Here is a 13,919-nt window from a genome sequence, read left to right on the forward strand (position 1 = left end):
TGGAAATCGCCGGGCTGTAAGGCCCGGGTCTGGTGGCGCTTGACAAGAAAGGCCACCGGCGGCTCCCCTTCGGGTTGGACGCAAAACAGCGCGAAGGGAGGTCCGCTCACCGGTGACCGCTGAGTTCAAGATGGCACTTCTCGAGCTTTTGCGCAAATACCAGGGGGAGCCGGAAGTCGATGCCCTGCGGGAAGGATTGCGCTGGCTGGCTCAGCAGCTCATGGAGCTCGAGGTCAGTGAGCTGATCGGCGCTCAGCGGTACGAACGCACGGAAACGCGCAAGACGTACCGGAACGGCTATCGCTCGCGGCCCTGGGACACCCGCGTGGGGACTATCGAGCTGCGGATCCCCAAACTTCTCCAAGGCAGCGACTTCCCCAGCCTGCTCGAGCCCCGCCGGCGGGCAGAACGGGCCCTGGTCGCCGTGGTGCAGGAAGCGTATGTGCAGGGCGTCAGCACTCGGAAGGTCGACGACCTGGTCCGGGCGTTGGGCCTGGACGGCATCAGCAAAAGTGAAGTCTCCCGGCTTTGTGCGGAACTGGACGAACAGATGGAGCGTTTCCGGAACCGCCCCCTGGAGGGCGAGTACCCCTACCTATGGCTGGATGCCAAGCCGATCAAGGTGCGGCAGGACCACCGCGTGGTCAACATGGCGGCGGTCATCGCTGTGGGGGTGAAGCGAACCGGCGAGCGCGAGGTGCTGGGCTTTGACGTGGGAGCGGCCGAGACGTACGAGTTCTGGCTCGCGTTTCTCCGCAGCCTGGTGGCCCGAGGGCTCAAGGGCGTTCGCCTGGTCATCTCGGATGCTCACGAGGGACTCAAGCGCGCAATCAGCGAGGTGCTGGCGGGCGCCAGCTGGCAGCGGTGCCGCGTGCACTTCATGCGGAACCTGCTGGCCCGGGTGCCCAAGCACGCCCAGCCGATGGTGGCGGCCCAGGTGCGGACGATCTTCGCCCAGCCCGACCTGGCATCCACCCGGGAGCAGCTCGAACAGGTGGCCGCCAACCTGGACCGTCGATTCCCGCAAGCTGCTGCTCTGCTCCGTGACGCGATGGAGGACGTGCTGGCCTACCTGTCGTTCCCGGCCGAGCACTAGCGCCGGATCCACTCGACGAACGTTCTGGAGCGGCTGAATCGGGAACTGGCCCGGCGCTGCGACGTGGTGGGGATCTTCCCGAACGTGGCCGCGGCCCTGCGGCTGCTGGGGGCTCTTCTGGAGGAGCAGCAGGATGAGTGGCTGGTGTCCAGGCGGTACTTCAGCCTGGAGTCCATGGCCAAGATCGATGCGAACCCACCCCGCGAGGGCTCTCAGCGATCCGGCGACAGGACGGCACTGAAGGCGCTGGCTGTGTGATTCATCCAACCCGAAGGGGGGAGAAATTTTACACCTCTTGACGGGACGTGACCTTTTGCCCACGCCTGGTGGTCCGAGGAAGATCACATTGGCGGCGTCGGCGACGAAGGCGAGGGTAGCCAGCTCGCGAATCTGGCGCTCGTCGACGGAGGGCTGGAACCCGAAGTCGAACTGCTCCAGGGTGCGGTGAAAGGGCAAATGCGCCAGTGAAGTTGCCCTTGACGTACTTGATGCCGCTTTCCACCCGGCCCTTGGTCTGGGGGCGGTAGCCCTGGCAGTGCCGGATGGCAAAACCCAGCCGCAGGGCAAAGTCCACAAAGCGTTCATTCCACTTGGGCTCGCCGTTCTCGTCCAGCCCCAACACCACCAGCTTGGTCCGGTCGTACAGGCACGTTTCCGGTACCCCGCCGAAGTACCGGAACGCGTTCAGATGGCACCGGATGAACGCCGCGGTGTCGGCCCGGTCGACAAACTCCACGTACAGGGCCCGGGACCAGCTGAGCACCATCGCGAAGACCCACTTTCGCCGGTCCGTGCCGTCCGGCAGCGTATAGGCACAGCTGCCCCAATCCACTTGCGCCTGCTGGCCCGGCTGCGTCTCGAACCGGACGGTGCCCGGCATGGAGCGGGGGCGACGCAGGGGCCGGACGAACTCCTTGAGGATGGTGTAGCCCCCCTCGTAACCCTGGGTCCGCAGCTCGCGAAGAAGGACGACGCAGTTTTCCACTCCCTCCGCCACCCGTTGCAGGATAAACTCCTTGTAGGGGTCGAGCTTGGAGCCGCGGGCCGCCCGAGGGGCCGGCTTGGGCACCTCGGTGGCACGCAAGTACCGCCGCACCGTGTTCCGGGAGATCCCGAGGATTCGTGCGATCTCCCGGATGGACCGGCCCTCGCCATGAAGCTCGTATAGGCGTTTCACCTTCCCACCTCCCAGCATGTTGCCGAGGACACCTCCCGCTCCGTGGCTGGATTCGGAAGGTGTCTTTGCTGGGGGGTGGGTCAATTCTTACCCGGCGATCCCGGGTCAGTTTAACACCGGCGATGACACATTGCCGGAGAAACCGATGCGGAGAAGCTGGCGGATTTGGCCCGGGGTCGCCTGCGGAGCAAGCGGGAGCGCTTGGTCCAAGCGCTGACGGGTTGGATCGGCCCGCACCAACGGCGGATGCTGGCTGCACAGCTGGCCCACGTTGAGTTCCTGGATGAGCAGATTGCCGCCTTGGACCGCGAGATCGCTGAGCGCATGCGACCTTATGAAGCCATCCTGGAGCGGATGGATGCGCTGGATGGCCTGGCCCGGCGCACAAGCGAGGAGATCCTGGCGGAGATGGCGTCGACATGAGCCGCTTCCCGACGCATCGTCACCTGGCCTCGTGGGCCAAGATCTGTCCGGGCAACAACCAGAGTGCCGGAAAGCGCCGGAGCGGGAACACGGGGCAAGGGAACGCCTATCTACGGGCGGCCCTGGTCCGCGCGGCTCAGGCTGCGGCGCGGACACGCGACACCTACTTGGCGGCCCAATTCCGCCGCCTCGCTGCGCGGCGGGGCAAGAACCGTGCCAAAGTGGCCGTCGCCCACAGCATCTTGGTGATCATCGACCACATGATCAAGCACGGCACACGCTATAACGATCTTGGGGCGGCGCATTTCGAACGGCTCAACGAGCAGGCCACCGTCCGGCGGACCGTGGCACGTCTTGAGACGCTGGGTCACAAGGTCACACTCGAGAAGCCCATGTCCGCCGCCTAAGCCCACGCCGCATTTTCGAGGGAGCTGAGAAAAGAGGCCCGGACCGACCGAGCCTCTCCATCGCCAAGCCGTCTTAGTCTAAACTCTGTTTTATTCTTCGAAGGACAGTTTCCGAAGATCGAATGTCAATGTCCTGCCACTAGAACTGCGAAGGGTAAACGCACCGTTGTTGGCGGCCACGATTTCAAGGCTCCCGACCTTCGCTGGAGCCAGGAACCTTTGGCCGCGGACAAAGCGCCAGTCTTTATCCAGCCAGTGAACAATGACCAATCCCTGGGACGGGTCATCGGCGGTGGCGCCCGCGAAGATTTGAACGACGCCATTGCCGAAAGGACCTTGCCATCGGTTTTGAATGACGACACTACTGTCAGGGTATTCGCCTTCAGGAATGACGCCCACGGGCCGCTGGGGATCCTGCTGCGACCCCAGGGGCCCGGGCTGCTCCTGATCCTTCGGCGCTGGCGGGACGGAGTACCGCTCTGCTTCCTGCCGGGCAAACAGGTCCCTCTTCTCTCCTGGCGGCAAATCGGCCCACCACGGGCTCGACGCCCGAGAATTGGAGAGAATGATGAACAGGGCAGAACCGACTACCACCAACGCGGCCGCAACGCCAATCCACCTTCGCAAGGCATAGCCCCCCTTTGGGATGTCGTATCAACCTACGGATACCACCGGATATCCGTGGCGTACGTTACCGTACTCGTTGTACGGCTATCGTGGTTTAGCGCGTCCCACAGCTGTTTCCATCCCTGCTCAGGAGTATTGTCGATCGACGGATCGCAACCATTCTGTTGGCACGCTTGGTACTGAGTCAGCGATGCACGGAAGCGCATGGACCCACTCCCGTACTTGTAGCCATACAACGAGATAGACCACCACTGCCTTGCCTGGATGCCATCGTTACGGTAGATTTGTGGAGTCGGCACTGCGGGGGGTGCAGCCCACGAAATGTAGTAGACATCCGCTTGGTACCATCCGTTGGAACAATACGCGTTGCCGGAGGTCTCGGTGCTGGGGCACCCCGCTGCATCTCCAAAATTATAGAGAGGATGCAAGTTTACTGAATCGTATCCGTTGACCCAATTTTTCGTGACGCTTGGGCTGTTCCATCCAAGCTCCATATCGCTTGCGCCTACTGCATAAACCTGTGAGCTATATCCTCGGCTCTTGAACCAGTCGTTGATGGAGTTGACCATGTTGGCCCATGCCTGTCCATGCCCGTACGTTACGGACGAGCCGTAGTTGCTTGTGCCAACGGCGATTTGGAGCTGGGACGACGTGTCATAGCCTGTACAAACATAATAGCCGCGTCCTAGTTCCTGAACTGCGGCGGCAATTTGGCTGGTAGATACGAAGCCATTGAAGGCGCTCGCCCCATATGCGCCGTTCTGGTACTTAGGCATGCCATAAGCGAGAATCATGAGCCGGTACTGTGTTCCGTCGGTGTTTCGGTCCTTTGTCCCCCATTCACAACCGAGATCGTACATTGCCGTTTGGTTTACCGTGCTCAAGTAATATGCACTAGTCCACGGAGGGGGGGATGGTGTATGACTGGCGTATACCGGTATCACGAGACACAACGCAATAGCGCCGATGGTCAGAAGGACCATTAGCCGGAGAAATCGATGTGCCACGGGAAGTCCCTCCCGAGTGAGAACAGGTGGCGCCCGTTACAATGTCACCACCGCGAGCTACAATGACCCGCCAACCTGGGAAACGCCGGGCTAGGATACATAAGGCCTGGATGCGTGGTGCCCCACCCCCTTAACACGCGCCAACAGGTGCCAGCTACTCACAGCTGCGTAAGAATGAGAGCGAGGAGGTAGACCGGTCAGTGGGAATCGTAGTACTGCATGAGCTCACAGCTGAACGGGAACCCTTCTTCCGCCAAACCGTATCTGCCGCCAAAAGAGGAAAAGTTGGTGCCGTACCAGTGTCCGCTGGATCCCCCCTCGTGGGTTGGCGTCTTTCTTACCCCATAACGGATATTCACCGCACAATTGGCGAAGCCTTCTATGTGAAGCAGATAACTTGTCGACACGCGTTCCCATGCTTCGACAGAAAGCGCTTCCGAGAGGTGTCATCGCCGATGTTAAACTGACCCGGGATCGAATTGACCTGTATCAGCTTCCGTAGGGGCACCCCTTCTCCCACCGAGGGATGAAGCTAGTCTTAGCCGGAGGGTTCGCGGAACGAAACTGATTGGGCTTAGGCCCAGCGGGTGGGATGGCTAACCTCCGGGATGGCGAAGAGTCCTGGTTTGGGAAATGGGGTACCCCCACTGCGTGTAGGGGGCCGACCCGCATGAACCGCAGGTGTAGGTTCGCCTCCTCGGAGTGCCCTCCGGCCACCACCACACTGCCTTGGGGGGATCCGCATGAAACTGTACCTCGGCATCGACCTCGCCCTTCGGGGGCTACACCGTTCCGCCGTGGTCGATGACCGAGGCACCGTTGTCATGCCCGAACGCCGCCTGTGCACGGACATGCGTGAGCTAGATGCTCTGCTCGAACAGCTCTGGCAGCGCTTCCCTGAGGCCGAGGTGCAGGTGGTCGCCGAGCCCACCGGCACCGTGTGGATCCCCATCGGACGGCACTGCCTGCGGCGCGGCTGCCGGTTCGCCCTGGTAGCGCCGCAGAAGGTGCACGATCTGCGGCGCTTCTACCGCCGCCACGCAAAGACGGACCCCCTCGACGCCCTGACGCTGGCCCGCATGCCCCTGGTCGATCCTAAGGCCTTGTTCACCTCCGAGGTCCTGGACGTTCGCTGGCTGGCCCTCCGCCGGGGTGTGAAAAAGGAGGCCAAGCTGGCGCGGCTGGTGGCGGAACTCAAGCAGTCCATCTGCGCCAAGGTGGACCTCGCGGTTCCTGGACTCGCGGCCCTGGTCGGGGACCCCGCCTCCCGCCTGGCGCGGGCGCTCTACGGCGGCTACCTCGACCCGCAGCAGGTCCTCGCCATGGGACCCGAGGCGTTCCGGGATCGCGTGGCCGGTGCCCGGCGCCGTCCCGTGCCGGAGGGATGGTTCCGCCGCCCCTGGGCATGCTACGAGGCCGCCGCTGCGTTCTGGGGACCCGGCGATCTGAAGGCCTAGGACCTCACGCAAGACGTGGCCGAGGATTACGCCATCCTGGACACGCTCATCGCCCAGTTGCGGCAGGTTCGACAGCGGAACCTCGCCCTTTACCGGGCTCTGGACCCGGAGGGGCATGTCCAGTCGCTGCCCGGCGTGGGGAAGGTGCTGGCTCCCGCCTTGCTGGCCGGGTTGCCGGATCCCCACCGCTTCCCGGGCAGCAAGGCCTTTCGGGCCTATACGGGCCTCATCCCTCGCGTCGACCAGTCGGGTATTCTCCGGGCCAAGGGGACCCGGAGCACCAAGGCCGGACCCGCCTGGTTGCGACGGGCGCTGTATCTGGCCGCCGAGGTGGCACGTCGCCAAGACCCCCAGCTCGCCCAGATCTATCAGCGCTGTCTTGTCGAGAAGGGCCATCACCACACGCAGGCCGTGTGCGTCGTGGCGGTGCACCTTGCCGACCGGCTGTATGCCGTGCGAAGGGACGGAAGGCTGTACGCCCGGCGTGATGCACACGGCACGCCCGTAGACCGGGAAACGGCTCGGCGCCTGGCACAGGCGTACACCGTTCCCGACTCCGTACGGCGCGCCCGCCGCAATCGTAAAGGGCACCCGGGGGAGAACGTTCGGGTCGGCTGAGCCACCCAGCTCCCCGTAGGAGTGCCCCCAACTTTAAAGTTAAGCTACCACAGTTCGCGCCGTCTGCACCTTGACAAGCGTGTCCTCGGTCGGCTCTTGGAGCCGTACCGGCTGCTCAAATTTTGAAGCTGGTTACCTGCCGAGTAAACTGTTGTTTTCTCAATGTGTTAACAATATTCCGGAAGGAAACTCAATTCTTCCGATTAAAATCGCAAGTCCGAAAACAATTAGTCCCGATCCAGCCAGGAAAGATAACGCCAGAATAAACCAGGGTGGATCAACCTCTTTCCCAAAAGCAAAACGGTATAGCCATTTTGGAAAGAATACATTTATGATGCCTCCCGCTATTATCATTACTCCGATCACGCCCCCTGGAAGCCATCCCATAAGAACCAGCAACACTGTAACCGCAAATACTATCATCGCGATTAACCCTGTTAGGATGTATGTCGGGTTCATACAAGGTCACCTCTTATTCAGTCTCCATGTGTATGAAACAGATACACCAAATTGTGGCGAATATAAACCGTAACCACCGTACGCCGACGTGCTCCTCCTAGATATCGATAACCCCCAGTGAGCGCCAAATCCAACACCGCCGGTCACGGTGACGCCGAAACCCGTAATGGAAGATGTGTCTCTGTAAAACGTGCGTACAGCCAATGCCGAAGCGAAGGGGGGATAGTAGGCACCGAATGACCCGCCGGGACTGACGTTACGAGTCCGACGTCTTACCGCATACGATCCGTAGGGGCTGATCATCAATCCGGCACAGACTCATATACCGTGGAATATTGCTAATCTGCCGTGTGGCTCAATATAATAAAGGGTGGGATTATTGTACGCCTAATCATAGGGAATTAGTGCCGCGGGTGTAGTTAACATTGCGCGTAACGTGACGCACACCGTATACGGATCAAGCGGGCTCTTCTCCGCAATCTCCAGCACCGGGGTCTTCATCAAAAATCGCCCCAGCCGCGGGCTCTAATATCGGCCGTTCAGGTAATACAGCCCCGTCTCCTCGTCGTAACAATACCCCGCATACCGCCACGGTTGCTTAAAGCTCCCCGTTTGGCCCCAAAGGTCTCCCCACGGCCAATAGGGGTACGCCACCACCTGGTTCCCGGACGCGTCCGTCAATCCCGGTGACATTGGTCGCAATTACACTGGGTCCGAGTTTTATCATGATGTGCTGCACAGCCCAACGGCCAGTGGCCCGACACAGTGTCATTGCCGTCGCAAGGACCGCTCAATGGCGGCCTTTATGTGGGTTTTCCGTTAAGCAAGGGGTTGGCTGGCGCCTTGTCACCCCCGTGGTCCTGATCCCCCGCGTAGCCCCTCGAGCGATGCAGCCCTCCAAGACGTATCCCGTTCTTCAATAAAAAGCTGTGCGCAGAGCGCGAAGCGAGAGCACAGCCCGCTCCTCTCCAGTCGGTCTTCGCTTTCTCCTTTTCTAGTACCGCCATGTGACCCATCGGTCGCCCGTAAACACAGACAGCCTCTCCCCTGCCAGCACGGGCAAGAGAGGAGCCAACCCAAGGAGAATCCAGTTTATGCCTTCTATATCCCGTTACTTAGTTAATTCACGATCAGCCAATGCCACACCTGCATTCTACGACATTCGCCGCTTTTTCTTCCAGTTCTCCCCACACTTACCTACCAAGTATAGGAATAGCCCTCCCAGGACTAGTGCTCCTGACAACAAAGTTCCATTATCGTTCGTCTCCACCCCCGGGAAGACATCCATGCCAAAATGCGTTTGTATAAACCACACAACTGCTAGAGCTATTAAGAGAACACCTATAATGCGAATACCTTGCCATGTTACGTCGCTTATGATGCTTCCCCAAAGAAGTGCCTTAATGACATCGCTCAATATTTGCAACACTATCTGAAGCATGTTCGCGATTCCCTCACTGGGTCACCGGCGTCGACGTAGTTCCGGCAGGTTAACTGAGCTTCTTATTCCGCTCACAACTGAATTTACAGCACCTCTAACGCTCAGCTTCGAACCGGTGACCGCGGTGACCATAAAGTAGTTGCCGACTTGTCGGGTAATATTGGCGATTAGCCGTGCCGCCAACGGAGCAGATTTCACGGCCCCTGCTGTGATACCCCCTAATGCTCCAGTTGCTGCACCGACGATGGCAGCGCCTACGTATCCACCAATCCACTTTTTCTTATCATTTCTATGGTTGAGGTGATATTGCCATGTGGCCCCTGCTGCACCGATCAATGCGCCCAGCACAATGTTCGCCCACCGGCCGTCCGGATCCACGTATTGCACGGGGTTCCCACGTGCATAAGTATAGGGGTTCAGCCTCTGGGGATCCGCTAACGCATCCTGCAGCGCCACAAACCCCGCATACGGATCCAGCGGCTTCTTCTCCGCAAACTCCAGCACCGGGTCCTTTGTCAAAAACCGCCCCAGCCGCGGGCTGTAATACCGTCCCTTCAGGTAATACAGCCCCGTCTCCTCGTCGTAATAATAGCCCGCGTACCGCCACGGTTGCTTGAAGCTCCCCGTTTGGCCCAAAAGCTCGCCCCACGGCCCATAGCGGTACGCCACCACCCGGTTCCCCGCCGCATCCGTCACTGCCAGCACGTCGCCCCGGTGCCCCAGGTGCGGATAATAGACCTGCCCGTCCTTTTCAATGGCCACCAGTTCGTCCCGGTCGTTCCAGATGTACCGCGCCAGGGTCTTGCCCGAACCGTCGCTCTCCCGCACCAGCCGGCCCCGGCTGTCCCAGTGGTAGCGAACCTCGCCGCTGGGCGTCACCTTCCGGATCCGCAGGCCCCGGTAGTCGTACTCGTATTGCGCCACCAGGGACCCGTCCGCAACCCGCGTGACCTTCACCAGTCGGTTCTCCGCGTCGTACTCATAGCGATACGTGCCGTCGCTGGTCAGATTGCCGTTCGCATCGTAGCTGAACCCGGGGTTCGTGATCTGGTTCGCCGCGTCGTAGGTGAAGGTCTCGCTGCCCTTTCGGACCAGGTTGCCCGCCGCGTCGTAGGCGTACTCCGTCACCTTCCCCGTCTCGTCCGTCCAGCGCACGAGCCGGTTCAGGGCGTCGTACTCGAAGGTCTGCCGGCCGCTTAGCGTGTCGATCGCGACGATATTGCCGTTAGCGTCATACCAGTACGCGATCAGCGAGTTGTCCGGGTTGCCGGGGTCGGCGATCTGGTGCAGCCGCCCGTTTTCGTCATAGACCTGGACCGACTTGATGCCGTTGCCGCGGATCACCTCGAAGACCCGCCCGGCATCGTCGTAGCGGTACCGCGTCGACCGCCCCGCGGGGTCAGTGACCGCGAGGAGCTGGTTCTTCGTCCCGTACTCGTACGTGACCGTCTTGCCTTCGGAGTCTGTGACCCGGGTGATGTTGCCCGCCGCGTCGAGGGTGTAGTCGAGCCGGTACCCCCACACGTCGGTGCCCTGGATCAGCCGGTTGGCGGCATCGTAGCCGAAGCTGTACGACCGCTGCTTGTCGTCGGTGACGCCGGTCAGGTTGTCCGCGGCGTCATACTGGAACGTGTAGCTGATGCCGCCCTGGCTGTACCACTTCCGCACCAGCCGGTTGCCCGCATCATACTCGAAGCTGACCGCCGTGCCGTCCGGGTTCGTCACGCGGGCCAGGTTGACCGAGGGATCGTAGCTGTAGGACAGCTTCCGCCCCAGCGGGTCCGTGATGCTCGTGCGATTCTGCAGCGGGTCGTACGTGTAGGTCGTTCGGTACGTGTTGTCCGTATTCCCCGCCGAGCGTGGGTCGCGAACCGTGACGGCCAGGTCCAGGGCGTCGTATTCGACCCACGTCGTCCGGCCGGCGGCATCCGTCACGGCGGTCAGGTTGTTGTTCGCATCGTAGCTGTAGGTCGTCTTGTTGCCCTTGGGGTCCGTGAGGCTCGTCAGGTTGCCCGCCGCGTCGTACGTCAGCGACGTCGTGTTGCCCAGCGGGTCACGGATGGAGGTCACGTAGTTCCCGCCGGCGTCGTAACCGAACCAGGTCGTTGCGCGGGGGACGAGCTTGAGATTGTCAAAGTACGCCGTCCCGGCTGAGGCATTCAGCACGGCGAAGACGCGGGCCTCCACGGCCCCGGCCGGCGGGGTGGTGATCACGGCATAGCGCGTCCAGTCGGTGGTGCCAGTAACCGGCGGTGTCCGGCTGGCGCCGAGGTAGTTGCCCGCCCCATCGTAATACTGCACCTGAATCCAGGCGCCGCTCCCATTGACGCCGGCGGTCTTGAGCATGCCGGACAGCGTCAAGGGCTCGCCGCCGTACACGCCCGCCCGCTCACTGATGAGGTACGCGGTGCCGCTCGTGCTCAGCGTCACCTTGGCCGCGTACTGCCCGCCCCAGGCCGTTTCGTTGGTGATGCTCACCGCCCCGCTCACGCCGCCGGCGTACCAGTCGAGGCCGCCCCATTCAAAACTCGAGTTGTCCACGTAATCGAACCGGCTCAGGATGTGCCCCTCACCGGCCAGCACAGGGCTTTCGAGCTGGACGCCGTCGAACCACGCCGAACCCGCACTATTCTGAACGATGAGAACCGCGTAGACCCACGCCGCCCCCGCCGGCGCGGTGGCCGTGACGACGAGCGAGGTGTTGCCGGTTCCGCTGTACAGGTTGGAGTACTCCGATCCGACGGCGTTGCCGTTCGCATCGTAGAACTCAAGCCCAACGGCCGCCCCGTCGCCCACGAGGTCCTCCAGCCGGACGAAGGCCGAGAGCGTCAGCAGCTGGCCCGGACTGACGGCGGCGGCATCGGTGAACGCATACGCGGTGGCCGAGCTTGGGCTTGTGAACTTCAGGCTTTGATACCCATAGCGTGCGACCGACGAATCGAGGGAAAAGGCCTCCGACGTTCCCCCGTAATACCACGCGACCGGCTGGCCGGTGGTGGAGTCGACCCGCTCGAAGCTCCCGTTCTCCACCAGGCTGAAGGTGGGCGCCCCCGCCTCCGTCACGGAGGTCAGGTTGCCGTAGGCGTCGTACGTGTTGGCGTCCGCCTCACGCCGCGCGACCGCGGTCGAGGACAGGAGGTTCGACGTCCCGTCGTAGATGAACTGGAAGCGGTTGTTCCGGGGATCGGCGTAGGCCGTGGGGTTGTTGCGGGCGTCGTAGCTCCAGCTCTCTACAGCCGATTGCGTGCTGCTCAGCGTCTCTTCGGCCCGGGTGACATTGCCTCGGCTGTCGTACGTCAGGCTCAGGCTTCCCTTGGCGTCCTCTTCTTTGACCAGATTGTTGGCGCTCCAGGTCTGCTTGACGCTGTTGCCGTTCCCGTCCCGATATTCGATGACATTCCCGGCCTCATTGTGGATGAACGTGTTCTTCTTCCCCGCCGGGTCCGTGATGACCGTGGTGCGCGTGGTCGCATCGTAACTGAAGGTGGTCGCGAAGGTTTGCGAGCTGGTGCTGCGGGCGTCGACGATCCGGGCGATCCGGCCCGAAGCGTCATACTCGAACCGGGTGACTTCGCCTTTGGAGTTGGTGAAGGCGGCTAGCCGGCCGTTTCCGTCATAGCCAAACCGGGTGGTGTTGCCCCGGGCATCCTTGACCCAGGCCAGGCGGCCACTTGCATCGTAGCCCAGGGTGATGGTCCGGTTCGCCGGATCGGTCAGGCCGGTCAGCCGGCCGCTCGTGTCCCAGGTGTAACGAAGGCTCCGGCCCGACACATCGGTGACCTGGGTCGGCCGTCCCGCCGTGTCACGCTGGATGGTGAGCACATTCCCTTTTTCGTCCGTGACACGAACGAGCTGGCCGTTCTCGAAGCGGTAAACCGTCTGGGCGCGATCCGTGATCGTAAAGACGCCCTGGGCCTCCTTGCGGAGGGTCAGGTATACGCCCGGTGGGCTCGTGTAGCTTCCGTCGGCGTTGCGGGTAAAGGTGTGATTCGTCGCGTCCTCGTCGCGGAGGGTGACGCTGCCGTCCGCGTTTTCGCGGAGGTAGGGGTCGTTGGCAAGCACCCACCCTGGCCCAACGCCTTCGTTCCGTTGGGAGAGGCTGTTGTACGTGAGGGTTTCAGCAAGGGCCGGGCCGCGGCCGGGGATCTTCACAAGTTCCTCTTGCAGCACGAGGTTCCCGGTGAAGGTATTCACAGAGAGCTGCCAGCCCGCGCCCAACCCGAAGCGGAAATAGCCCCAGTACGGCTCGAGCCCCAAACGGTCGCGGTCGGCGATGCCCGACGCGGCGAGGGCCGTTGGCGGCACCGGGGAATTAACCACGACCGGAAGGTGCAGAACAAGCGCATCAATAATTAGAACGCACACCAAGACGCGGGCTGTCCACCGCACAATGCGCTCCCCCAGCCTGCGCATTGCGAGCACCCTCCCTGAAGTCCTTGGCTCACCTTGTCACGCCGTCACTGCCCACTCGACGGAGATGACGATGACGGATTCATCGCCTTGGAAGGGAGTTCGAGTAGCGGTTGCTCCTCGGTATGTGGGATCTCCGGCTTGAAGCGCCGTTCGGGCTTCGGTGCCTGGGCGTGGAGGCGGCCAACCGGCTTCGGCTTCTTGCCGGGATGGAGGTCTTGCACCGTCGTGGCCCATTTCTTCCCCACACCTCGGGCAGGCGGGGGGCTCGCTTTGGAGGCATCCGTCGCGTGGGAGACCACCAAGGCAAGGCCCAACACCGCGACCAGCACACCCAATCCCACGGCGTACCGCCACCATGGGAGCCGACGGTTCCGCATGACGCATCACCCCTTCCAGTTTCTTCATCCGCAACCAGCTCGGTGTGGGACAAACCCGGTGAACGGGGATTGATTAACCCTTGGACGGGCTATGAGGCGGTGAGACAAAGGATGGTCGTTTTCCGCACCATTTCATGTTCTTTCTTTCGTTATTTCCTTCGCTCCCGGGGGAAGGTCAGGGATCTAACATTTATCAGCCCATGTCTTCCCAACCCCCACCTCCACTTCAGTCTCGGCTGGGTCGACCGGCACCGCCGGCCCCTAAGTGTTCCTAAGTGTTTCGGGTAACACGCGACACCAAGATCACGGGTTGTGGCAAGAGGACCAGGGTAGCCGTCGCAGAACCGTTACCCCAAGACCACCACATCCGCACCGCCGCAAGACATCGTCACGCCCTTGCGTAACGCCCATGGCTGG

7 protein-coding genes and 3 pseudogenes are annotated in these 13,919 nt (G+C 61.9%); 5 read left to right on the top strand and 5 right to left on the bottom strand.

Features of this window, described 5'->3' with window-relative positions; translation table 11 throughout:
• The first annotated feature begins 112 nt into the window (after positions 1-112).
• Positions 113-1,354: pseudogene (locus tag ACYQ02_RS08485) on the top strand (IS256 family transposase).
• Between the two features lie 54 nt (positions 1,355-1,408).
• Here the strand turns inward: ACYQ02_RS08485 and ACYQ02_RS08490 are convergent.
• Together ACYQ02_RS08490 and istA are read right to left on the bottom strand one after the other, a co-directional pair.
• Positions 1,409-1,558: pseudogene (locus ACYQ02_RS08490) on the bottom strand (ATP-binding protein); the annotation flags it as partial.
• Positions 1,559-1,619: 61 nt separating this feature from the next.
• Positions 1,620-2,291, bottom strand: a pseudogene (gene istA / locus ACYQ02_RS08495) (IS21 family transposase); the annotation flags it as partial.
• A gap of 183 nt (positions 2,292-2,474) precedes the next feature.
• Here istA and ACYQ02_RS08500 point away from each other — a divergent pair.
• Both ACYQ02_RS08500 and ACYQ02_RS08505 read left to right on the top strand, forming a co-directional pair.
• Positions 2,475-2,696, top strand: coding sequence for a hypothetical protein (locus tag ACYQ02_RS08500; protein WP_460040013.1), 222 nt, complete (start codon positions 2,475-2,477; stop codon positions 2,694-2,696).
• Complete coding sequence (locus tag ACYQ02_RS08505) at positions 2,693-3,103, top strand: transposase (RefSeq protein ID WP_460040014.1); 411 nt, start codon at positions 2,693-2,695, stop codon at positions 3,101-3,103. The genes ACYQ02_RS08500 and ACYQ02_RS08505 overlap by 4 nt, the downstream gene beginning before the upstream one ends.
• A 90-nt stretch (positions 3,104-3,193) precedes the next feature.
• Here the strand turns inward: ACYQ02_RS08505 and ACYQ02_RS08510 are convergent, their stop codons facing one another.
• Complete coding sequence (locus ACYQ02_RS08510; RefSeq protein ID WP_460040015.1) at positions 3,194-3,730, bottom strand: hypothetical protein; 537 nt, start codon at positions 3,728-3,730, stop codon at positions 3,194-3,196.
• A gap of 1,750 nt (positions 3,731-5,480) precedes the next feature.
• On the opposite strand from ACYQ02_RS08510, the gene ACYQ02_RS08515 reads away from it, so the two are divergent.
• Positions 5,481-6,194 (top strand): IS110 family transposase, encoded by a 714-nt coding sequence (locus ACYQ02_RS08515; protein ID WP_460040016.1) that lies wholly within the window; start codon positions 5,481-5,483, stop codon positions 6,192-6,194.
• Positions 6,195-6,209: 15 nt separating this feature from the next.
• Entirely contained in the window at positions 6,210-6,812 is a 603-nt protein-coding gene (locus ACYQ02_RS08520; protein ID WP_460040017.1) for a transposase, read from the top strand.
• A gap of 159 nt (positions 6,813-6,971) precedes the next feature.
• Here ACYQ02_RS08520 and ACYQ02_RS08525 read toward each other — a convergent pair whose 3' ends face one another.
• A complete protein-coding gene (locus ACYQ02_RS08525; RefSeq protein WP_460040018.1) occupies positions 6,972-7,271 on the bottom strand; it encodes a hypothetical protein in 300 nt (99 codons plus the stop codon).
• Between the two features lie 1,462 nt (positions 7,272-8,733).
• Positions 8,734-13,125: an RHS repeat-associated core domain-containing protein gene (locus ACYQ02_RS08530; protein WP_460040019.1), complete on the bottom strand. Its 4,392-nt coding sequence runs from the start codon at positions 13,123-13,125 to the stop codon at positions 8,734-8,736.
• Positions 13,126-13,919 lie beyond the last annotated feature (794 nt).

This window comes from Thermaerobacter litoralis (genome assembly GCF_054654595.1).